The sequence below is a fragment of the Nocardia sp. NPDC055321 genome (assembly GCF_053645575.1).
Map to the genome: position 1 here is coordinate 165,717 of NZ_JBSHMS010000013.1, position 21,883 is coordinate 187,599.

21 protein-coding genes are annotated in these 21,883 nt (G+C 70.3%); 8 read left to right on the forward strand and 13 right to left on the reverse strand.

All coding sequences use genetic code 11. From position 1 onward, the window contains the following. Positions 1-18: 18 nt before the first annotated feature. A complete protein-coding gene (locus ACWIGI_RS22085; RefSeq protein WP_454204316.1) occupies positions 19-372 on the reverse strand; it encodes a hypothetical protein in 354 nt (117 codons plus the stop codon). Between the two features lie 204 nt (positions 373-576). On the opposite strand from ACWIGI_RS22085, the gene ACWIGI_RS22090 reads away from it, so the two are divergent. Together ACWIGI_RS22090 and ACWIGI_RS22095 are read left to right on the forward strand one after the other, a co-directional pair. Further along, positions 577-3,213 carry an alpha/beta fold hydrolase gene (locus tag ACWIGI_RS22090; RefSeq protein WP_454204409.1) on the forward strand — a complete coding sequence of 879 codons (2,637 nt, stop codon included), beginning with the start codon at positions 577-579 and terminating at the stop codon, positions 3,211-3,213. A 305-nt stretch (positions 3,214-3,518) separates the two neighbouring features. Beyond that, positions 3,519-4,562 carry an FAD-dependent oxidoreductase gene (locus ACWIGI_RS22095; RefSeq protein WP_454204317.1) on the forward strand — a complete coding sequence of 348 codons (1,044 nt, stop codon included), beginning with the start codon at positions 3,519-3,521 and terminating at the stop codon, positions 4,560-4,562. A 40-nt stretch (positions 4,563-4,602) separates the two neighbouring features. On the opposite strand, the gene dinB is transcribed toward ACWIGI_RS22095, so the two are convergent. Next, positions 4,603-5,829, reverse strand: coding sequence for a DNA polymerase IV (dinB, locus tag ACWIGI_RS22100; protein ID WP_454204318.1), 1,227 nt, complete (start codon positions 5,827-5,829; stop codon positions 4,603-4,605). Positions 5,830-5,930: 101 nt separating this feature from the next. Between dinB and ACWIGI_RS22105 the strand changes: the two genes are divergently transcribed. Next, positions 5,931-7,154, forward strand: coding sequence for a serine hydrolase (locus tag ACWIGI_RS22105; protein WP_454204319.1), 1,224 nt, complete (start codon positions 5,931-5,933; stop codon positions 7,152-7,154). On the opposite strand, the gene ACWIGI_RS22110 is transcribed toward ACWIGI_RS22105, so the two are convergent. Then, entirely contained in the window at positions 7,145-8,035 is an 891-nt protein-coding gene (locus ACWIGI_RS22110) for a sterol desaturase family protein (RefSeq protein WP_454204320.1), read from the reverse strand. The two genes, ACWIGI_RS22105 and ACWIGI_RS22110, sit on opposite strands and share 10 nt — an antisense overlap. Positions 8,036-8,083: 48 nt before the next feature. After that, a complete protein-coding gene (locus ACWIGI_RS22115) occupies positions 8,084-8,836 on the reverse strand; it encodes a helix-turn-helix transcriptional regulator (protein ID WP_454204321.1) in 753 nt (250 codons plus the stop codon). Positions 8,837-8,952: 116 nt separating this feature from the next. On the opposite strand from ACWIGI_RS22115, the gene ACWIGI_RS22120 reads away from it, so the two are divergent. The 3 genes from ACWIGI_RS22120 (at position 8,953) to ACWIGI_RS22130 (ending at position 12,426) form a co-directional block, all read left to right on the forward strand. After that, positions 8,953-9,282, forward strand: a complete 330-nt coding sequence (locus tag ACWIGI_RS22120) for an ArsR/SmtB family transcription factor (protein WP_454204322.1) — start codon at positions 8,953-8,955, stop codon at positions 9,280-9,282. Continuing rightward, positions 9,282-11,306, forward strand: coding sequence for a heavy metal translocating P-type ATPase (locus ACWIGI_RS22125; RefSeq protein WP_454204410.1), 2,025 nt, complete (start codon positions 9,282-9,284; stop codon positions 11,304-11,306). The genes ACWIGI_RS22120 and ACWIGI_RS22125 overlap by 1 nt, the downstream gene beginning before the upstream one ends. 103 nt (positions 11,307-11,409) lie before the next feature. Then, the gene (locus ACWIGI_RS22130) at positions 11,410-12,426 is read left to right on the forward strand and encodes a DUF1353 domain-containing protein (protein WP_454204323.1); all 1,017 of its coding nucleotides are present in this window, start codon (positions 11,410-11,412) and stop codon (positions 12,424-12,426) included. Between the two features lie 54 nt (positions 12,427-12,480). On the opposite strand, the gene ACWIGI_RS22135 is transcribed toward ACWIGI_RS22130, so the two are convergent. After that, positions 12,481-12,627: a hypothetical protein gene (locus ACWIGI_RS22135; RefSeq protein ID WP_454204324.1), complete on the reverse strand. Its 147-nt coding sequence runs from the start codon at positions 12,625-12,627 to the stop codon at positions 12,481-12,483. Between the two features lie 677 nt (positions 12,628-13,304). On the opposite strand from ACWIGI_RS22135, the gene ACWIGI_RS22140 reads away from it, so the two are divergent. After that, positions 13,305-14,456 carry a DUF5925 domain-containing protein gene (locus ACWIGI_RS22140; protein WP_454204325.1) on the forward strand — a complete coding sequence of 384 codons (1,152 nt, stop codon included), beginning with the start codon at positions 13,305-13,307 and terminating at the stop codon, positions 14,454-14,456. Positions 14,457-14,544: 88 nt separating this feature from the next. On the opposite strand, the gene ACWIGI_RS22145 is transcribed toward ACWIGI_RS22140, so the two are convergent. The 7 genes from ACWIGI_RS22145 to ACWIGI_RS22175 form a co-directional block, all read right to left on the reverse strand. Continuing rightward, positions 14,545-14,688, reverse strand: coding sequence for a DUF3309 family protein (locus tag ACWIGI_RS22145; RefSeq protein WP_454204326.1), 144 nt, complete (start codon positions 14,686-14,688; stop codon positions 14,545-14,547). A 282-nt stretch (positions 14,689-14,970) separates the two neighbouring features. Then, positions 14,971-15,978 (reverse strand): hypothetical protein, encoded by a 1,008-nt coding sequence (locus tag ACWIGI_RS22150; protein WP_454204327.1) that lies wholly within the window; start codon positions 15,976-15,978, stop codon positions 14,971-14,973. After that, positions 15,975-16,811, reverse strand: a complete 837-nt coding sequence (locus ACWIGI_RS22155) for a hypothetical protein (RefSeq protein ID WP_454204328.1) — start codon at positions 16,809-16,811, stop codon at positions 15,975-15,977. Before ACWIGI_RS22155 ends, ACWIGI_RS22150 begins: the two co-directional genes overlap by 4 nt. Continuing rightward, complete coding sequence (locus tag ACWIGI_RS22160) at positions 16,808-17,845, reverse strand: hypothetical protein (protein ID WP_454204329.1); 1,038 nt, start codon at positions 17,843-17,845, stop codon at positions 16,808-16,810. Before ACWIGI_RS22160 ends, ACWIGI_RS22155 begins: the two co-directional genes overlap by 4 nt. After that, positions 17,842-18,834 carry a hypothetical protein gene (locus ACWIGI_RS22165; protein WP_454204330.1) on the reverse strand — a complete coding sequence of 331 codons (993 nt, stop codon included), beginning with the start codon at positions 18,832-18,834 and terminating at the stop codon, positions 17,842-17,844. The genes ACWIGI_RS22160 and ACWIGI_RS22165 overlap by 4 nt, the downstream gene beginning before the upstream one ends. A gap of 153 nt (positions 18,835-18,987) precedes the next feature. Continuing rightward, entirely contained in the window at positions 18,988-19,335 is a 348-nt protein-coding gene (locus tag ACWIGI_RS22170) for a hypothetical protein (protein ID WP_454204331.1), read from the reverse strand. A gap of 241 nt (positions 19,336-19,576) precedes the next feature. After that, positions 19,577-20,017, reverse strand: coding sequence for a response regulator (locus tag ACWIGI_RS22175; protein ID WP_454204332.1), 441 nt, complete (start codon positions 20,015-20,017; stop codon positions 19,577-19,579). 540 nt (positions 20,018-20,557) lie between these two features. On the opposite strand from ACWIGI_RS22175, the gene ACWIGI_RS22180 reads away from it, so the two are divergent. After that, positions 20,558-21,259, forward strand: coding sequence for a GAF and ANTAR domain-containing protein (locus ACWIGI_RS22180; RefSeq protein WP_454204333.1), 702 nt, complete (start codon positions 20,558-20,560; stop codon positions 21,257-21,259). Here ACWIGI_RS22180 and ACWIGI_RS22185 read toward each other — a convergent pair. Next, positions 21,254-21,877: a TetR/AcrR family transcriptional regulator gene (locus ACWIGI_RS22185; RefSeq protein WP_454204334.1), complete on the reverse strand. Its 624-nt coding sequence runs from the start codon at positions 21,875-21,877 to the stop codon at positions 21,254-21,256. The genes ACWIGI_RS22180 and ACWIGI_RS22185 overlap by 6 nt on opposite strands. Positions 21,878-21,883 lie beyond the last annotated feature (6 nt).

Below are 21,883 nucleotides of genomic sequence, written 5' to 3' on the forward strand. Positions count from 1 at the left end.
GTGGTCTTCTTCCTCGAGTCAGCTACCGAAGGTCTGCCGCACCTCGATCCGGCCCTCCCAGGCCGGCCAGTGCTTACGGTGCAGTTCGGCGAACCGGAAGCCCCACTCCGCGGCCTCTTCGACGGTCTCGACCTCGTAGATCGCGTAGGCGGCAACCGTTTCGGACACCGGCTGGTCGAACCCGTTGGTGGTGCTGATCTCGCCGCCGGTGAGGGTGATCAGCGTGGACCCGGCTGTCGGGGTGAGGCCCGCGGTTTCGGCCAGTACGCCCGCCTTCGTTGCTTCGGCGCCGAATTCGGCGAGTGCATCGAACAATTCGGCCGGTGGCATACCGAAGTCGGCAGCGGATTTGAGCAGAGTCATGACACGCATAGCGGAATCCTTCGCGTTGTGATTCTTCTTCACCGACGCCGGGCGTCGGCTTTCTCGACCACTTCACTGTCGCGGACCGCACTGTAGGAAAACTTCCGGTCGGCTGTAGGTCCGTGCAAAGGTGATCCGGTGCGATTCGAGGTACTCGGTCCGGTCACCGTGCGGACATCAGCGGGACAAGCGGTACATGTCCCGGACCGGAAGGTGCGGGCCTTGCTGGCCGGTTTGCTGGTCACTCCGGGTCGACCGGTTTCGGTGGACCGGTTGATCGATGATCTATGGGGTACAAGGCTTCCCGCCAACCCGATCAGCACGCTGCACACTCGGGTATCGCAATTGCGTCGAACCCTCGAGAGCGCCGAACCAGGTGGCCGGGATCTGATCGTCACCCGCGCACCCGGGTATCTCATCCAGGTCGAGCCCGCGGATCTGGACGCCGGACGCTTCCGTGCCCTGGTCGCGGACGCCCGCCGGACACAGGATCCGCGCGCCCGGGCAGCGCTGTTCGCCGACGCTCTGAGTCTGTGGCGCGGTCAACCCTTCGCCGACGCGCCCTTCGCCCAGGCCGTCAGCGACCGGCTCGAAGAAGAGCGGCTCGGCGTGCTGGAGGAGCAGGCCGAGACCCGGCTCGAGTTGGGCGAACACCGGGAACTCACACCCGTACTGGCAGAACTCGTCGCACTGCACCCGCTGCGCGAACGGCTGCGCGGCGCCTACCTGCGCACGCTGTACCGGTCGGGGCGGCAAGCCGAAGCGCTGGATTCCTACCAAGATCTGAGAGTCCGGCTCACCGAGGAGCTGGGCGTGGACCCCAATCCGGAAATCGAGTCGCTATATCTGGAAATCCTGAACCAGGATCCTGCCCTCCGCCCAGCGGCGAACGGTCGGCCGCGTGCCGGGATCCCCGCTGCGGTCACCGAATTGGTAGGGCGCAAGCACGATCTCGACTCGCTCATCGGCCGGCTGGAGAACCACCGGCTGATCACCCTCACCGGACCGGGCGGCGTAGGGAAGACCACGCTCGCCCTCGAGGTCGCTCGCCGGTTCGACGGCGGGGCGAAGGGCGGCGCCTGGTTGGTCGACTGCACCGTATTGCCCACCGGCGCATCGCTGACCGAGCTGACCGAGCTTCTCGCAGCGACGGTTGCGCCCGGCGTCGACGGACCGCTGATCGTGCTGGACAACTGTGAACATGTGATCGAGGCCGCGGCCCGTCTCACTCACCGACTGCTCCGCGACGATCCGATGCTGCGCGTCCTGGCCACCAGCCGGGAACCGCTCGGCATCACCGGCGAGCAGCTGTGGCCCGTCCCACCCTTGATCCAGGCGGACGCCATTCGACTGTTCCTGATCCGCGCCGCCGAGTCGGATCCCGCCTTCACTCTCATGACCGGCACTACCGCGGCTGTCGACGAGATATGCCGTCGGCTCGACGGACTCCCGCTCGCCCTCGAACTCGCGGCCACCAGGATCCGATCGTTCGATGTCGGCGAACTCGTGTCCCGCCTCGACGATCGCTTCCATCTGCTGACCCATGGACAGCGGGACACTCCCGGCCGTCAGCAAACGCTACGGGCCGTGATCGAGTGGAGTTGGGATCTGCTGAGCCAGGACGAGCGAGCCGTCTTGCGCCGCTTCGCGATTCATGCCGGTGGTGCCACGCTTCGAGCAGCCGAAGCCTTCTGTTCCGGTCCCGGAGTGGCACCGGAGCAGATCGCCGATCTGCTGGCCAGGCTGGTGGACCGTTCGCTGGTCGTACGAGAGACGACCCAGGTGGGATCTCGGTTCCGTCTGCTCGAATCGGTCAGGGAATTCTGCTTGGAACAACTCGCCGAGGCCGACGAGCTGGTACCCACCGGGCATCGGCATGCCCGGTACTACGACGCGCTGTCCCGCCAGGCCGAGCCTCGCCTGTACGGCCACGGCGAATTATTCGATCAATTCGGCAACCTGAGCCGGGAGGCCCAGCCGACGATCGCCGTCCCCGGACCCGTCATTCATGCGCTTCGTTCCAGGGACGGGACCACGATCGCGTACCAGAGACAAGGCGACGGGCCGCCGCTCATCCTGGTGTGCGGCGCACTCAACGATCGCGGCACGCTCGAACCACTCGCTCGGCGGCTGGCCGAACGATTCACCGTGTACAGCTACGACCGGCGCGGACGCGGCGCCAGCGGTACCGGACCCTACGCTGTCGACCGGGAGATCGATGACCTCGCGGCCGTGGCCGAGCGCGCCGGTGGCCGTCCGTTCGTAGTCGGTCTGTCCTCCGGCGCGGTGCTGGCCGGGCACGCTGCCGCTCGAGGCGTCGATCTGGGCGCATTGGCTCTGTTCGAACCCCCGTTCATCGTGGACGGGACGCGGCCCGCCGTGCCCGCCGAGATGGCGGAGCGGCTCGACGAACTGGTCGCCGCCGGCCGCCGTGGCGAGGCGGTCGAGCACTTCCTGACCGTTGCCGTCGAGATGACCGCCGAGGTCGTCGCCGCCATGCGCGACACCCCGCAGTGGCAGAACCTCGAAGACATGGCCCACACGATCAACCACGACCTCGCGGTGATGGGTGATTTCGGCCTCCCGCAGGACTGGTCTCACCGGCTCAGGACACCGACCTTGATCATCCACGGCGAACTCAGCCGCCCCTGGCGCAGGCACGCCGCCCGAGTCGTCACCGATCTGCTGCCCCGGGCAACCCTGCACACCCTGACCGGTCTCCCGCACGACGCCGATCCGGAGAGCATGGTGCCGATCATCGAAGAGTTCTTTCTCGATTGCGGTTCGCGCGGCAGTGGTAACGACACACCACGCCGGACTGTGACATCTCCAGCGAGCCTCACTGGATGAAAGGTCGAGCGGGTCACTGCTGCGGGATAGAGCAGCCGCCTCTCCGCTGCTCGCCCCTGTAATGACGGTCGCGAATCTCGCAGTGGGCGGGACGAACTCGGCCTGAAGACGCTCGGCACCGAATGCGAATGTGCATACACTGCAACGGGTGGGGCTGATCCGGGCGCGACGGGCAGGTGGGTCGGGCCGGTCGGGGAGTGGATGCGACCGACCGTTTCGGGTCGGGAAGCGCGGGGGCGGAGGGGGTTCCATCCGTGGGATCGGGCGGGACCGAATTCTCATCGACGAGCAAGGAGGGTTGCCGCATGGTGACGGTTATCGGTGGCGGTATCGCGGGAGCGGCGCTGGCCGGGGCACTGGCGTTGCGCGGGGAGCGGGTGCGGCTGTACGAGCAGCAGGGGCGCGACAGCGGGGGCGGAGCGTTCCTGTTCATCGATGACCGTGGGCACCGGGCACTCTCGGAACTGGGTGTGCCGGGCGACATGGTGCGGGCCGCGTCCTACCCGGTGGCCGGCGGGCTCGTCTACGCCAACAGCCTCGGGCGGCGCGGGGCGATCAACGGGCGGGGACACCGCTTCTGGATGCGGGACGCGCTCGTGCAGATCCTGCGCGAATTCATCGCCGAGGCGGGGGTGGACACCGTGTACGCCGCCCCGATCACCGATGTCACTGTGACACAGCGCGGTTGCGTGCTGCACCGGGGCGAGGACACGACCGTGGTCGATGACGAACTCATCGTCGGGGCCGACGGCATCGACTCGGTGGTGCGCGCGGGCCTCGAGCCCGAGCGCGGCACCGAATACGCGGGCGACGTGGTGCTGTACGGCATGACCGGCAGACCCGTCACCCTCGACACCCAGCCCGCGACCCTGCACTTCTTCGCCGAGATCGAGAACGGCGCTCCCGCGAGCACCCTCGGGCACATCTGGCGCCCGGGTGATCCGGCCGCCCTGTGGTTCCTGCGCGTTCCCCGCGAAGCGCTACCCGGCACCGACGACCTGGGTCGCCGCCCGATCGGCGAGTGGGCCGAGACCATCACCGCGGCAACGCCTTCCAATCAGTCCCTGATCAGGACGTTCCTGGAGACCACGGAGTCGGTGCACGTCAGCAACGCGCGCAACGTGCCCCTCACCGACGCCGCGACCCCCACCGATCCGGTGGTGCTGATCGGCGACGCCGACCACGCCATCACCCCCGCCGCCGGTGTCGGCGCGCGCGACGCTCTGGAGGACGCGCACGCGGTGTACGAGGCCCACCTGTCCGGTGCCTCGCCCGCCGCCGCGATGGCCGAGCGCCGCCGCCTCATCCTCGCCGACCGCGAACAGGCCCTGCGCGCCCGGGCACGCTGAACGAGACCGCCTGCGGCCCGGGCAGATCTACCACTGCCGGTCAGTCGGGAAGGATCGGGACCGACATGCCCTCGCCGCGGCCGAGCAGGGCCGCGCGGGTCACGGTGCCCGCGCCGAACCGGTCACGCAGGGCGTCCAGGGTCGAATCGAGGGTCGACTCCGCGCGGGGTTCCAGGGGGAGCGTCAGCTGCATCGTGGCGGCGTGTTCGAGATTGGTCAGGGACAGCCCCACCAGGGTCAGGCCGCGTTCGTGAATCGTCGGCAGCGCCGCGGTCAGCAGGGTGCGGGCGGCGCCGGCGATCGCGGTGCCGCTGTCGGTTGCCTCGGCCAGGGTGTGGGAGCGGGTCGCGCGGGCGAAATCGTCGAAGCGTAAGCGCAGCACGACCGTCCGGCACACCCGGTCGCCGGCGCGCAGGCGGTGCCCGAGCCGATCGGCCAGGCCGTACAGGTAGGCCTCGATCTCGGCGTCGGTGCGGGTCCGGCGGCCCAGCGCCCGCTGCGCGCCGATGGACCGGCGGCGTACGCCGGTCTCGACCCGGCGCGGGTCCCGCGCCCAGGCCAGGGCGTGCAGATGCCGCCCGGCGCCGGGGCCCAGGGCCGCGCACAGCGGGCCCTCGCCCAGTTCGGCGAGTTGCCCGACCCGGGTGATACCTCGCTCGCGCAACTCGCGCGCGGTCACCGCCCCCACGCCCCACAGTCGCTCCACCGGCAGCGGATGCAGGAACTCCAGCTCTCGATCCGGCGGAACCTCCAGCAGCCCATAGGGTTTGGACACCGCGCTGGCGACCTTGGCCAGGAACTTGGTGCGCGCCACCCCGATCGAGATCGGCAGCCCGACCTCGTCGCGCACCCGCAGCCGCAGCGCCCGCGCGATCTCCAGGGGCGAGCCGGAGATCCGCCACAGCCCGCTCACATCCAGAAACGCCTCGTCGATCGAGATGCCCTCGACCTCGGGGGTGGTGTCCCGGAAGATCTCGAACACCGCTTTGCTCGCGCGCGAATACGCCGACATGCGCGGCGGCACCACGATGGCGTGCGGGCACAGCCGCAGGGCCTGGCGTGCGTTCATCGGCGTGCGCACCCCGTACGCCTTGGCCTCGTAGCTGGCCGCCAGCACCACCCCCGACCCCACGATCACCGGCTTACCGCGCAGGCGCGGATCGTCCCGCTGCTCGACCGAGGCGTAGAAGGAGTCCAGGTCGGCGTGCAGGATCGCCGCCCGCGCGGGGCGGTCGTTCGCGCTGCTCACGGAACCGGACACGAACATATGTTCGCATACGAGGGTTGCGGGGTGGTCGCTGAGCGCCGTTCGACGCTCGGACCTGCGGCAACGCCGCCCCGCGTCCGGTGATCTCTATCCTTGGTCGAATGAGCCCAGGCGCGATGGTGATGGTCGATCCGAATCTGGACACGGTGACCACGGTCGGATACGAGGACGATCCGGCCGCCGCCGGTGTCACCCCGGCCGCGGTCGAGGCGATCTGGGCGGCGGTGCGCGATTGGTACCGGCTCGGCACGACCCCCGCCATTCAGCTCTGCCTGCGCCGCGACGGCCACGTGCTGCTGAACCGCGCCATCGGCCACGGCTGGGGCAACGCGCCCAAGGACGGCCCCGATGCCGAGAAGCGGCTGATCACCCCCGACATGCCGTTCTGCGGATTCTCCACCGCCAAGGGCGTTTCGGCGGCGGTGATGTTCATGCTCATCGAACAGGGCGCGTTCGCGCTGCACGATCCGGTGTGCGAGTACATCCCGGAGTTCGCGGCGAACGGCAAGGGGCGCATCACCATCGCCGATGTGCTCTCGCATTCGGCGGGCGTCCCGTTCATCACCCCGCCCTACCGCGGCACCGAACTGATCGTGGACGAGGAACTCGCCGTGCGCGGGCTGGCGGACATGAAACCGAGCTGGAAGCCCGGCCGTTTCCGGGTCTACCACGCGCTCACCAGCGGCCTGATCCAGCGCCTGCTGGTGCGGCGCGCGACCGGCATCGCCATGCGCGATCACCTGCGCACCCGAGTCCTGGAACCGCTGGGCTTCCGCTGGAACAACTTCGGCGTCGACCCGGCCGACGTCGACCTGGTCGTCCCGAGCGTGAAGGTGGGCCCCGGCCCGTCACGCATCTGGCAGCATCTGGCCGGCCGGGCGCTGGGCGGCGGCCTCTCCGGCCCCACCAGCGAGGCCGACACCCGCGCTTTCCTCACCGCCGAACTGCCCTCGGGCAACCTCATCACCACGGCCTTCGAACTCTCCCGGTTCTACGAGATCCTCACGCGCGGCGGCGAACTAGACGGCGTCCGCATCATGACCCCGGACACGCTGCGCGCGGCGGTGCGGCCCGCGCCGTGGATACCGGGGGTCGCCGGGCGCGTGTCGGTGGCCGGCTACGAGCTGGGTGCGCGCCGCTCGAAGTTCGGCCGCGACACCCGATCCCATTTCGGCCGTAGCGGACTCACCACCCAGTACGGCTGGTCGGATCCGGACCGCGGGGTGTCGGGCGCGATCCTGACCAACGGCAAGGCACTCGCCGACACCGCCCGCCCGCATCAGCTCGTCGCGCTGATCTCCGGGCTCGTCCCACCTCACGCCTGAGTCGCGCGCGGTTCGGCACGAACGCCGTTCGCCGGGATGAACGGGTACGTGAGCTGGTCCAGGTACCCGACCGGGAAATCCGGCGCCGCGGCCATGCCGAGCTGGTCGGAGGTGAAGCGCCGCGCCGGATCGTAGGAGTACGTGCGGAACAGGTGATCCCAGATCAGGGTGAACAGGCCGAAGTTCACGTCCCCGACGCCCGCCCATTTGAGGTGATGGAAACGGTGCCCCGCGTTGAGCGCGAGCAGGTATCCGGCCGGTCCGACCCGGTAGTCGGCGTTGGAGTGCTGCAGCAGCAGTTGCACCGCCGTCGCCAGCGCGAGGGCCGCGGCCACCTGGATCGGCAGGCCGATGAGAACGAGCGGCATGACCCCGGCCGCCATCTCGACGGTCTGGTGCAGCGGATGCTTCATCAGGCCGTTGAGCCCGTAGAACCGGGTGATGCTGTGGTGCACGGCGTGGAAGCGCCACAGCACGCCGATCTTGTGACTGGCCAGGTGGACCACGGTGATGCCGAAGTCCGCGACCAGAATCGCGAACAGCACCTGCCAGCCGAAAGGCCAACTCGCGGGCCAGAGTTCGGGCGCCGGGACGATCGCGCTGAGCAGCGGGATGGCGGCCACGCTCACCAGCAGCAGGGTCTCGTTCACCGCGGCGTGGACGCGGTCGCGACGGCTGTCCGCCTGCTCGCCGTTCCACGAGGTCTCGTAGGGGATGAGCCGTTCGACGGTGAACGACAGGGCGATCGCCGCGGCCAGCAAGACCAGCAGCCAGTATTTCGGGGCCCCGGCGCCGGCGAGCGCGATGCCCAGGCCGTTCACCCCGAGCAGCATGAGCGGGACGTAGCCGTAGCGGGCGAGGCGTTGTGCGAAAGTGTGCATGCGGTCGATCCTCGGTCGCGGCACCCGCGCGCGGCTTGAACGATTCGGCTACGGCGCATGCGCGATGTGCCAGAGCACGTTCCGGCTCAGCGCCGAGGGCGCGAGACCGAAGTTCTCCCGGCAGGTGCGGGTCAGGTGCGCGCTGTCGGAGAAACCGGCGGCGTGCGCGGCGGTGGTGAGATCGCGTCCGGCGGCGACCTCGGCGATGGCCAGGGTCAGGCGCAGCCACAGCGCGTAGCGCCGCAGCGGCAGCCCGACCTGGGCGCTGAACAGGTGGGTGAGGCGGCTGGTGGAAAGACCGGCGCGCGTGGCGATGTCGGCGGTACCGACCGTGCCGTTGGCCACCAGGGCGGGCAGCAGGTCCAGGGCATGCTGGACGGCGGGATGCCGTGGCGCGGTCGCGGCGCGATCACCCTCTGGTGCGAGCGTGTCGATCAGGTCCGAGACGAGCCGATCGAGCGCGATGCCGGTCGCGGCGCCGGTGATCAGCGCCGGTCCGCCCGTCCAGCCGAGTGTTCGCGCGCGCAGGTCGGCGGCACGGCCCGCTGCGGATTCCGGATCGAGGAAGACCGCGGCGCCGGCCGTCGCACCCCGCGTGATCCGGTGGGTCGTGTCGGCGGGAATGACGAATTGCGTTCCCGTGCACAGGCTGTCGTCCGCGTCGGCAACGGTCATGGCGTGGTCGGCCGCCATGATCTGCACCGCGTGGTGCGCATGTGTTCCGGTGGGGCCGATCGAGCCGGTGAAGGCGAAGACGCCGGGGCGAATCAGGACCGCGCCCCGCCAGGTGGTCGCGGACATGGAAGCACCCTAGGGCACGGCCGGGCAGGCGGGGGAGGTGCGCGATCCCCTGACTCGCCGAGCGACGCGCGGACCACCTCACCAATTAGTACAGAATATTCTGTACTGTATGCCGCATGGTCACCATGGTGCACAGTGACGCGCTGTCCCGCTTCGGGTACGCGCTCTCCGATTCCACCCGCGCGCAGATCCTGCTGGCCCTGCGCGGCGCGCCCGGTTACCCCTCGGAACTGGCCGAGCGCATCGGGGTCTCCCGGCAGATCCTGTCCAATCACCTGGCCTGCCTGCGCGGTTGCGGGCTGGTGGTGGCGGTGCCGGAGGGCCGGCGCAGCCGGTACGAACTGGCCGATCCGCGCATCGCCCGCGCGCTGGACGACCTGCTGGGCCTGGTACTGGCCGTGGATCCCGCGTGCTGCCCGGACGCCGAACGGGACGGGTGCTGCTGATGGGCGAGGCGTGCTGCGGGGAACGCGAACACCGTCCCGCCGACGACACCGACCAGCGCCTGTGGCAGGTCCGGGACATGCGCCTGGCGCTGGCCGCGGGCGCACTCCTGATCGCGGGCTTCCTCGCGCGCCGACTGGGCGCCGAGACCGCGGGCGCGATCGCCTATCTCGGGGCGGTCGGGCTGGGCGGGTGGACCTTCGTCCCCGGCACCCTGCGCGCGCTCCTGCGCGGACGCATCGGCGTCGGCACGCTCATGACCATCGCCCTGGTCGGCGCGCTCGCGCTGGGCGAGTACGCCGAGGCCGCCGCGCTGGCCTTCCTGTTCTCGATCACCGAGGCGCTCGAGGAGCATTCGCTGGCGCGCACCCGGCGCGGCCTGCGTGCGCTGCTGGCCCTGGTCCCCAAGCGAATCACGGTGCTGCGGGCGGGAACTCAACACGACATCGAACCCGCCGAGCTGGCCGTCGGCGCGGTCATGGTGGTGCGCGCGGGCGAACGCGTGGCCAGCGACGGGATCGTGCGCGAGGGCAGGTCGGCGGTGGACACCTCCGCCATCACCGGTGAGTCCATGCCCGTGGAGGCCGGTCCCGGCGACACGGTGTTCGCCGGTTCGGTGAATGCCAACGGGGTGCTGCTCGTCGAAGCCACCGCGACGGTCCGGGACAACTCGCTCGCCAAGGTCGTGCGGATCGTCGAGGACGCGCAGCGGCGCAAGGGCGTGCGCCAGCGCATCGCCGATCGCGTCGCTCGCCCGCTGGTCCCGGCGATCATGGTGCTGGCCGCCCTCATCGCCGGATGCGGTGCGCTGCTGGGTGATCCGGCACTCTGGTTCGAACGCGCCCTGGTGGTCCTGGTCGCGGCCGCGCCGTGCGCCCTGGCCATTTCCGTGCCGGTCACCGTGGTCACCGCGGTCGGCGCGGCCACCCGGCTCGGCGTGCTGGTCAAGGGCGGGGCGGCCCTGGAAACCCTGGGCGCGGTCCGCGCGGTGGCTATCGACAAGACCGGAACCCTCACCGCGAACCGGCCCGCCGTCACCGACGTCGTACCCGCACCCGAGGTGCCCGTCGAACGAATCCTGCGGGTCGCGGCCGCGCTGGAAGCGCGCAGCGAACACCCCCTGGCCGCGGCGATACTCGCGGCCGCACCGAATCCCGACCCCGCCGTTGATGTCTCGACCATCCCGGGGGCCGGGCTCGAGGGCACCGTCGACGGCAAGCCCGCCCGGCTCGGCAAGCCGGGCTGGGTGGATCCGGCCGGGCTGCACCGCGAGGTGATCGGCCTGCAGGACGCGGGGGCGACCGTCGCGGTCGTCGAACACGACGGGGAAGTGCTGGGCCTGATCGGTATTCGCGATGATCTCCGCCCCGAGGCCGCCGAAGCCGTCGCGGCTCTGCACGCGGCCGGGGTCACGGTCACGATGCTCACCGGCGACAACACCCGCACCGCACACGCGCTCGCCGCCCGCGCCGGGATCACCGCCGTGCACGCCGAATTGCGGCCCGCCGACAAGGCCGACCGCGTCACCCGGCTGCGCGCCCAACGGCGGGGCGCGGTCGCCATGGTGGGCGACGGCATCAACGACGCCCCCGCCCTGGCCACCGCCGACGTCGGTATCGCCATGGGCGCCATGGGAACCGACGTCGCCATCGAGACCGCGGACGTCGCCCTGCTCGGGACCGACCTGCGCCACCTCCCGCAGGCCCTGGCCCATGCCCGCCGCGCGCGCACCATCATGCTGCAGAACATCGGGCTGTCGGCCGCGATCGTCCTGTCGCTCGTCCCGCTCGCGGCCCTGGGCGTTCTCGGTCTGGCCACCGTCGTGCTGATCCACGAGATCGCCGAGGTCTTCGTCATCGCCAACGCATTCCGGGCGGGCCGGCTCCGCCCGCTCGTGCCCGTGAGTTCCCCTGCGCCCCGGCCGATTCCATCGCCGGCCGCCGCACAGGACTGCGCCTGCTGTCCGGACGAGAGCGGGGCCGTCTCCACCCCGGTTGCGCTGACCCTCACCGTGCGCGAGCGCTGACACGGCCCGCCGGACCGGGCACCCGGTCCGACCTGCGGAATTCGACAGCGAAACGCCGTCAGAACTAGATCGGTTCGTATCGTCGGGCTGTCATCCTGGATCGATGAAGCTCCAGGTGGAGCAGGACAGCGGACCGTTCTACGACGCGGGCGGGGCACCGGCCGAGGCGGCCGCGGACGCTGTCGCTCCCGACGCGGTGGTGGTGAACATGCCCCCGGCGGCTGCGCCGCCCGGCCCGCCCGGGCCGGTGACACCCGAGGGCGGCGGGCCCGACGACACTCCCAAAGAGCCCGAACCCGACCTCACGATCGTGCTGGATCGGCGCTTCAACGACGAGACCCGGCGCGAGGAGTTCCGGCTGCTGCGCCGGATCGGCTACAACGACGATGCCCCCGGGATCGGGCTCGGCACGATTCTGGTGCCCGCCGACCTGGAGAACTGGACCACCGACCTCACCTCGGTGCCCGCGTTCCTGACCTGGCTGGTGCCCAAGACCGGGGCGCATCTGCCCGCCGCGATCCTGCACGACGGGCTGGTGCTGAACGGCGACGAGCCCGCGAGCTACATCGCCCAGCGCGAGATCTTCCGCGACGAGGCCGACCGCATCTTCCGAGATGCCATGGCCAAGACCGGAACCGGGCTCATCCGGCGCTGGATGGTGTGGGCCGCGGTCACCGCCGCGACCATGCACCACGCGCGGCAGGTGGACTGGACGCCGCTGCAGAAACTGCACTACCGCGCCGCGCTCTACGGCACGCTGATCGTCATCGTGCTGCTCGGACTGTGGTCGACCCTCGACCTGCTGGACACCCCCGGAATACCGGGCGTCCCGTGGATCGGTGAGGAACCGGTCCAAGCTCTCGTCGGTGGCATCGCGGGCGCGCTGGTCATACCGCTGCTCCTGGGAACACTGTGGGGCAAGTTCCGGATCGCGGGCTGGATCATCGGGCCGCTGGTCGCACTGATCATCCCGGCGGTGCTGCCGATCCTGGCCATCGGCGGGCTGTATGTCGCCGTGGAGCGGCTCCAACGCCGGCGGCCGCGGCTCGCCCAGGCGCTGGCCGTGGTGCTGGTGACGGCGACCTTCGTCGTCTTCGCGGTGTCCTGGTGGCTGGCCTGAGGTCCGAACCCGGGGATCCCCGACCCGGGTGCGGGCCTCATCGGCGCACCGGCGTCAGCGGCCGCGGGCCTCGGTGTGGGCGAGGCGGGCCAGTCCGTTGTGATACCCGGTGTCGTAGCCCTCGCTGAAGCCGTACGGATAGTCACCGACCCCGGCCGGCACGACCGGGTCCGGTGGATCGCTCTCCGGGTTGTGGAGCATCGCTTGCTTGAACCCTTGGCGGTAGCCGCTTCGATACCCTCGGGTGTAGGCGGGCGTTTGCATCTGAGGACTCCTCGATTCCGCACTGTGGATCGTTGAGGATGCGCGAAGAGTGGGTAGTTCCCGGTGATTTCGCGTTCGATGCACGACGGGCGCGCTGGTCGTTCCGTCGTCGATGTCTCCGCACACCATCGTGGTGGTGAAAGATCACCATCGGCGCCGCCCCGCGGTACCAGCTCCGGCCCGGCGGCAACCCACTGAATCACGGCCAACCTGTGCCGCGTGGAGAGCGAATGCGGCTGTCTCGATTCTCGCACGGGCCTTCGGCGACCATCGAGCATTCGGCGCAGCACGCGTGGAAGTTCCGGAATATCCGATTCGAGATGGGTTGCGGTGCAGTGGAAACCGGGGCGGGAAGTGGCCTCCGATCCGGTATCACCGGAGGCGGAGGCCACCGCGCCAGCAAGCAGGCGGCCTATTCCATTGCCCGCCGGATATTTCCGCGCTGACGATTCCCGACGGTAGCAGTGGATTTGCGCTCGCGCGGGGTCAGCGCGCTGTTTCTGTCAGAGGTGAAAATCGGCCGCCGGGCGCTTGTCACGGGTGACAAACCCGCGCCCCGTTGAAGATCGAAAATTCGGTGGACCCGCCCGGGCGTAATCCGGATCATCGTCGGAATGACTTCCACACCCCAGGAACGACTTCGGCTGGTCGGTCGCGAAGAGGCGGCGCCCGCGGCGATGTCGTGGGTGATGAGCCTGGACGACTCGGATTCGCCGCGCGACATCATCGACGCGCTCGGGCTGGCGCCCTTCGTGAGCGGCGAGCAGCCGCACGCGTTGTCGGCCGAGCTCGAGCGGGTCAAACCCGACGCGCCGCTGTGCCCGGAGGACGCGCGGATCCTGCGCACCAGCGACGACGAAAGCACCCGGACCACCCTCGCGGCCGGTGACGGCTGGATGCTGCGGGTGCTGCGCCGCACGAACGGCACCGCCATGTTGCACGTCAGCGCCGTCACCGAGGAACTGGCGCGCACCGTCATCGACGTGTGCTCCAAGGACGCCACCGTCGCCGAGGAATCCGACGACACGCAGGTGTCCATGGGCTTCTGGCACAGCGGCGCACACGGTTTCAACCGCCGCGAGCGCGCCATCGGCGCCTCCACCTGGGCGGAGATCGAGCAGAACTACGGCAACGACATCGGTGCCGCGCTGGGCAGGCTGATGGCCCTGCGCGCCGAGGACGTCAGCGGCAGGCTACTGCTCCTGCACGGCCCGCCCGGGACCGGCAAGACGTCGGCGCTGCGGGCGCTGGCCCGGGAATGGTCGTCCTGGTGCCAGGTGGACTGCGTGCTCGATCCCGAGGTGCTGTTCTCCAATCCCGGCTACCTCATGGAGGTCGCGATCGGGGTCGACACCTACGACGACAGCAAGCGCAAATGGCGGCTGCTGGTGCTGGAGGACTGCGACGAGCTGATTCGCGGCTCCGCGAAAGAGTCCACCGGACAGGGGCTTTCGCGCCTGCTCAACCTCACCGACGGCATGCTCGGGCAGGGCCGGGACGTGCTGGTGGCCATCACCACCAACGAGAACCTGTCCCGCCTGCACCCGGCGGTGGTGCGCCCCGGCCGCTGCCTGGCGCAGCTGGAGGTCGGACGGCTCTCGCCCGTGGAAGCGGCGGCCTGGCTCGATCGCGAACTCGGCAACCGCCCGAAACCGGCCGTGGAGCCGGGCGGAATGACCCTGGCGGAGTTGATCGAAGCGCGTGATCACCCCACCCGGATCCAGGCCGCACCGGAGGACACCACCGCGGTGGGCAGCTACCTGTAGCGCGGGTCCGGGGCCGCTCGGATGGCGGCGCCCGGGTCCGGCGCACCGAGACAGGCTGCCCCGGAGTCTTTTTCGCTGCCATGTCGCGCTACCGGATCGCGCGTTCGACCAGCAGCAGGGTGAGCATGACACCCGCCGCCGCGACAATCGGGTAGTAGCCCGGCGACCGGCAGTAATCGTAGGTCGATGCCGCGGCGATCAGCGCCACGAACAGGAAGAGAAAACGTTGCATCACGCTGCTCGCCCCCTAAGAGGAATTTCAGCGTAGGAGCGCAGAACATCAACTGCCACAGGCTGACTCGCCTGTGGCAGTGTCCGGTTATACAGCGTCAGAGTAGGGGCGGCGCTGGTTCCGTGCCGAACGCACAGGGCAGTGCCGGGACCGTGCGCCGACAGGTGCTGGATTGCGGGGCGGGGCGGGCGGGCCGCCTCCGCCGGGCTGGTGCTCTGCGGACGCGCGCAACGCTTTCGGTGCGTAGCCCGTCGCCGGTTGCCAGGCGGTGGGCGCGCGGTGTCAGTCCTTCGGGCCGAGTTCGACCACCGTGCCCGGGTGCGCCAGGGAAGCGACGGTGATGCGGCCGCCCTTGGCCTGCTCGATGATCTGGCCCTGCCACGCCACGAAGCAGGAGGCGATCTCGCTGTTGTAGGCGCGGTCCAGGATCGGGGCCAGGGTCTTGGCCAGCTCGCCCTCTGCGGCGATCAGCTGGGCGCGGTAGGGGCCGTAGTAGGGCAGGATCGCTTCCAGGACAACGGCTTCCACGCCCTGTACCTGGGCTATGAGGGGATCGATGAGCGGCTGGTGCTGGGTGATCACCGGGGAGATCTCGGCCAGCACCGGGCCCACCAGGCGCAGGATCGGCTGGTAGACCGAGCCGAGCGCGAACGCCTCCGAGGAGAACGGGCCGGCCAGGGGAGCCAGGCCGATCAGGGACGCCAGGCCGCCCTGTTGTTTCGGCGCGGGCCAGCCCAGCGGGCAGGCGGGCTGGGTGTCGACCGGGGCGGTGGCGAACGGGTTGGCGGCGGCCAGCGGGGTGCCGGGGTCCGTGGCCGGAACCGAACCGCCGGGGCCGACGTTCAACGGGACCGACGCCGCGGGTCCGCCGCCCGAGGTGAGCGGAACCGAAGCCGCGGGCCCCGCGCCCGCATTGAGCGGTACTGATGCGGCGGGCCCGGCACCCGGGTTCAACGGGACCGATGCGCCCGGGCCCGCACCCGCGCCCGGCGGCACGCCGGCGCCGGGAACGCCGAGTGCGACGCTCGCATTCGGTGCCTGTCCCGCCGGCACGTCCGCCGGGGCCGGGGCGGAGACCGCACCTTCGGCGGCGGTCGGTGCGGCCGCGACCGGCGCGCTCGCCGCGGTGACCGGGGTCTGCGCGGTGGCGGTCGAGGCGACCGGCCGCTGCTCGTCGTCCAGCACCGTCAGTGCCGTGACGGCGGCCGCGCTGCCGATGACGGTCAGCGCGGCGACGGCGCGGATGGCCGCGGCTACGCCCGGTCGCCGGGTGGTGTCGGCGGAAGTCATCGCCCTGTACTCCTTGATGTCGTGGTGGCCGGACCCGCCGTCGTGCCGGGTTCGAAGAAGCCCTCCAGGTGCCACACGCCGGTGAAGCCGTTGAACGGCCCGCCGACGATGAGGCTGGTCCACTCGAGGGTGAAGGCTCGGGTGCGCGGGTCGTAGGTGCCGGTCGCCGAGGGGCCCTGGGCGGCGTCTGCGCTCGGGCGGTCGAACCAGCGCTGGGCGACCCAGTCCCAGACGCGTTGCACCTGTTCGGCTCCCGCGACCTGTGCGCCCTGTTTCTCCGGCGGTTTGGGGGCGCCCTGATTGAATTCCTGGTCGTTCCAGGACGCCGCCCAGGCCGAGAGATCGGCGGTGAGCGTGCCGTTGTCGTTGATCACCGTCGGCGGGGGCACCGGCCGCCGGGTCTGCGGGTCCACAGGATTGGTGGAGGTGCCGAATTCCACGGCGAAGAACTTGGTCGGCTTGGTGATGGAGGCGGCCAGCGAATTGCCCTGTGCGAAGGCGGGAATCGGTTCGCTCTGGTAGCCGCCGATCCGCAGCCCGCCCTCGGTGCCGGGCTCGAGGAGCGTGGTGGAACCGCCCTGCGCGGGCGAGTCGCCGTTGGGCATGTACGGGCCGTCGGCTGGGGTGCCGCCGGGCTGGACCATGCGGAACCAGGTGCCGGACACCGAGTCGCCGGCGACCGCGCCCGCGGTGAAGCGCAGTAGGCCCGTCAGTTGTTCTGGACCGCTCGCGGGTGCGCCGGAATCGCCTGCGCCACAGCCGGTCACCGTTACGGTGGCCACTGCCGCGAGCGCGGCGAGGACGCGCCCGGCCCGTCGTCCGAGAATTCTCATGCCGAGGCACCTCCTGGGGAACCGCCGGGGCGGGAATCGACACGGGATAGCCGCACGCCGGCTGCCGCACCGGCCAGGGCCAGCGCGCCGGGGACCGCGAAACCCCAGCCGAGCACGCGGAACGCGGTGACGCCCAGCGGAGCGGTCGAATCATCGAGCGCGGCAACGGCATCGAAGTTCTCGACGTTGTCGTTCAGGACGCCGACCAGACTCGCGAACCGGGCCGTCATGGGCTGCCAGCGGGCCTCGAGCGCGGCGATGCCCGCGCGGTCCGCTTCGGGATGCGCGGCCGCGAGTGCCCCCGAGTAGCGGCTGTTCAGCTCGCCGTCCGCGCCGACGATGGTCACGAAGTAGCCCTGGACCGCGCGCACGCGCTCGTGCGTGAGAATCGGCCGGAAGTCCTCGATCAGCGGTTGCGCGGCGGGCGCGGCCTGGAACAGCCCGCCGGTGGCGGGCACCAGCAGCAGGCCCGCTCCGGCGAGCGCGGCCACGCCGTACCAGCCCACCCCGCGCCGGCCCTGGGCCACGCTGCGCAGGCCGAAGCCGCCCGCTCCGATCAGCACGAGTCCGGGCAGCGCGAGCAGCCACGGCAGGGTGCCGAACGGCGTTGTGCCCGAAAGCTTTCGGTAGTTGTCCCGGTTGGCCTCGATCCGGTCGACCATGCCGGTCAGGTCGGACTCGATGGCCGGGTAGTCCCGCACGAAGGTATCGATGAGTGGAAACCGGCCCGGCTCCTGCCCGGCGGCCCGCAGTGCGAGCAGGTTCGCGCGGGCCTCGCCGAGCACCCGCAAGTCGGCGCGGTAGTTCCCCAGGCTGTCCGGGCTCATGTGCGGTTCGAAGGCCGCGATCATGGCCTCGCCCTTGACCGCTCGCGGGAACATGCCGGTGACCAGGGGGACGGTCACGAGCAGCACACCGAGCGCCATCAGGGCGAGGAACGGCAGGCGGCTGCCCGCTCGCGGCGGCGCGCTCTCGACGTGCGAGACGTAGTCGGCGTAGGCGGGGAGCCCGGCCGACGGTGGCGCCGCCGTCATCGCCGAATCCGGATGCGGGCCAGGCGGTTCGCCCCGAACACGCCGCCGGTGGCCACGACGGCCAGGGCCACGAGTCCGGCCATGAGCCACGAATTGCTCTGCTTCGCAGGAAGTTCGGTGACCTGTGCGACGGGGGCGGGGGCGGCCTGCGCGGTCTGCGGCGCGGGCGCGGTGGTGGAGGCCGCCGCGGGCGCGGCGCCTGCCGGAGCCGGCGCGGGAGCCACCGGATCGATCCCGGGCGCGGCGGCGGCCGGGGGAACGGCCTGCGGTGCGGCGGGCGCGAGCGGCGCGGCGGCGGGCGCGGCCTGGGGCAGGGCGCCGCGATACTGCCCGGCCAGATGCCACAGTCCGGTGAAGTTGTTGAACGGCCCGCCCACGATCTGACTGGTCCACTCGATGACGAAATTGCCTGCCGCGTCGATGCTTCCGTTGATCGGACCGGTCTTGCCCGGCAGTCCACCGCCGGGCTTGGGCGAACCCTGATTGAAGACCTGGTTGTTCCAGGTGACGCCGAGGCTGCTCAGATCACCCGTCAGGCGGCCGCCGTCACTGAACAGCTGCGGCAGGGCAGCGCCCGTACCGGTCTGCGGATCGACGGGGTTGGTGGCGGTGGCGAAGTCGACGCCGTAGAACCGGACCGGCGTGGTGACCCGTCCCGAGACCGCGTTGCCCGCGCCGTCGAACGCCGCGGCGGGCTGGGGCTGGTAGCCGCCGGTGACGAGGCCGCCGTCGCTGCCCGCGGACAGCGGGGTCACCGTCTGATCGCTGCACCGCGAATCGCTGTTCTGCAGGTAGGGTCCGCTCGCGTCGCCGGTGGGCAGGATCATCCGGAAGAAGCTGCCGGTGACCGCGCCGTTGGCGCACACACCGGGCGCGAGGGCGAACAAACCGTTCAGCGGTGCGGGATCGGCCTGCGCGGGCGGTGCGGCCAGCACCGTCAGCCCGAGCGCGGCGATGCCCGCAGCAAACCGGTACGAATTCTGACCCATGACGTTTTCCCTCGATTGATTCGGTGCTGGTGTGCTCCAACTTCTCGGACAGCACACACATGGCAACTCGAGTCGAGGAAAATGTAAGCGTTTGCGGTCAGTCTGATCGCAATGCGCTATATTCCGGCTTATTCCCGGAAACCCGCGCCGACCTCAGCGGGAGGCCAATTCCGCCCGCGTGGCGGCGAACCATTCCTGTGTTCCGACCAACCCCGCCGCGATGTCCTTGCGCGCGCCGTTGAACCCGTAGAGATTTCCCGCGTAGCGCGTGAGCACCGACCCCTCGTGCTCCTCGACCTCGTCGAGAACGGCCGAATCGTTCAGCAGATAGGCCACGTCCGCCACCTCACCCGGCGACCATTCGGCCCGGCACGCGTCCCAGCCCCGCTCGCGCACCGCGAGCGCCCGCTCCACCAGCACCGCCCGCAACGCCGCCCGATCCCCGTCGTCCGGCACCCGGGTCTTCAGGTGCTTCCAGTTCACCTTGTCCGCGTCACCCATCCCGACCACCGCCCTTCCACTCGCCCCTCCGCCCAACCTATCCCACCCTCACCTGCGCCGATGGCCCGCCCGCCGCACCGCCCGTCCTCACGAGCAACTCGGCCCAGCGCCGCACCACCCTCGCCGTGCAGACGTGCGAGTCGATCCCGACGCACCAGACTCGTTGCCGCTGAATGGCTTTGCCGAATCAGGGGATGGTGCGCTCGGAGTGGCACACCGCGTCCATCCCATATACCGACCGTCAGAGGGTGGGGAGGCGGGCGGTGCGGACGAAGAAGTCGTCTATCTGTTTGATGGCCTCCTGGAAGCGGGGGAAATCCACGGGTTTCGTGACGTAGGCGTTCGCGTGCAGGCGGTAGCTGCTGAGCACGTCTTCCTCGGCGGAGGAGGTCGTCAGGACCACCACGGGGATCGTGCACAGGTCGGGGTCGGTCTTGATGCGCTCGAGGATCTGGCGGCCGTTGTATTTCGGGAGGTTGAGGTCGAGCAGGATCAGGTCGGGGCGGGGCGCGGTCGAGTGGGGGTCGGCGCGGTAGAGGAAGTTCAGGGCCTCTTGGCCGTCCCGGGCCACGAAGACCGTGTTGTGCGCCTCGTTCTCACCGAGGGCCTCGAGCGTCATCATCTCGTCGCCGGGATCGTCTTCCACGAGCAGGACGGTGATGGGCTGGCCGAGAAGGTGCACGAACGCTCCTGGAGGGGGTGGGGTCCCCGGCTGACGGCGGGGTGTCGTGGAATGCGAGGACATGCCGTACGCGGCCACGACGGCGGCCACACCCAGACAGGGCGTGACGAGCGCGGAGCGGCCCGGCGGACCGCGGATGCTGAGCGCCGTGGCGAACGCTGGAGGGCAGAGCTGGAGGGTCGCCGGTTGCCGGCGGGGGCGCGGCTATCCGCCGGATCGGTGTCGCGGCGAGTCGCCACGCCGGTACGGCCGGAAACCGGTGATGTTCGTTACGCGCATCTGACGATGCCTTCCCAATGGTCGGAAATGAACCGTTGCCACCGGGGTCAGGGGTGGAAAAGGGCGAACCGAACATACTGGCCGGCAGTCGTTTTCGATTCGAAGCAGATGATAGCCCGGCGCACCCGCGGACGCCGTGCTCAGGGGCACACGGACCGGACATTATGTCCGGATCGGGCGCGGCGGGACGGTTGTCACCGTGTTGTGACCGCGCACCGGGGTAGTGCGAAAGGACAGGACAACGACGCACGGGAGGTTGGTATGTCCTATGACAGTGACGCACTGCTGAAGGTGCTGGCTCGTTTCGCGCGCCTGCTGCCCACCGAGTACGACGTGCCCACGGCCCTCGACGAGCTGGTCGACGGCGTGGCCACGGTGCTCGATCTCGCCGGCGCGGGAGTCTCGCTCTACACCGACGGCCAGCTGCGCTTCGTGACCGCGCCCAACGAGGCGATCGCCGCGATAGAACGCTGCCAGGAAGCCACCCGCGAGGGTCCCTGCATGGAAGCCTTCGAATCGGGCGTACCGGTCCCCGTCGCGGATCTGACCGCGCATATGGACAGGTGGCCGAACTACACGACCGTCGCCGCCGAGCACGGGATAGTGTCCGCGATGGGCATTCCCATGCACCTGGGCGAACCGGTCGGCGTGGTCAACCTGTACGACGTCACCCGGCGGGAATGGAAACCCGCCGAGATCGAGGCGGCCCGGGTGCTGGCCGACATCGCCACCGGCTACGTCGTCAACGCCGACAAGCGCCGCCAGCAGCAGCAATTGATGGAACAGCTGCAGCACGCGCTCAAATCGCGCGTGGTGATCGAGCAAGCCAAGGGCGTCATCGCCACGACCAACGACATCACCACCGACGAGGCGTTCGAGACCATCCGGCGCTACGCCCGGCAGAAACAGCTGCGCCTGCACGCGGTCGCGGCGGCCATCGTGGACGCGGGTCTGCGGCTATGAGTCCCGGCCCTGCGCGTCGGCAGCCGCCCCGGTCAGCTGTTCGAACGCGTCGGCGATGTGCGTGATGCGCGATTCCTCGAGCTCCGGCCGCGGGTAGGTCGAGCGGAAGATGGCCTCGCCGTCGAACATGTGAATCAGCGAGGTGGCCAGCAGCCGGGCCATATCCGCGGGCAGCGTGGGTGACAGCGCGGCCACGGCCAACTCCTCGACCTCGTCCAGCAGCGCCCGCGCCACCGGCTCGAGACGTTCGCGCAGATCGGCTTCGGTGCGCGCGGCCACCAGCAGTTCGAACCACACCGCGTTCGTTCGATGCCGAATCTGACCGCGCACCCGCATCATGAGTTCCACCAGATCGATGGGCCCGGTGCGGTTCTCGGGCCGAATCACCTCGGCCGCACTGCGAATGTGCCGGTGCCGCACCTCGTTCGCCGCGGCCACCACCAGATCGGTGCGGGAATCGAAGTGCCGGAAGATCGCGCCCTTGGATATGCCGGCGCGCTTGCTGATCTCACCGAGCGAGGCCCCGTGATAGCCGACCTCGCCGATGGCCTCGATGGTGGCCTCGACCAGCGCGGCGACGGTCGCCGCGCTGCGTTCGGCCTGGGTGCGACGTCCCATCGTCGC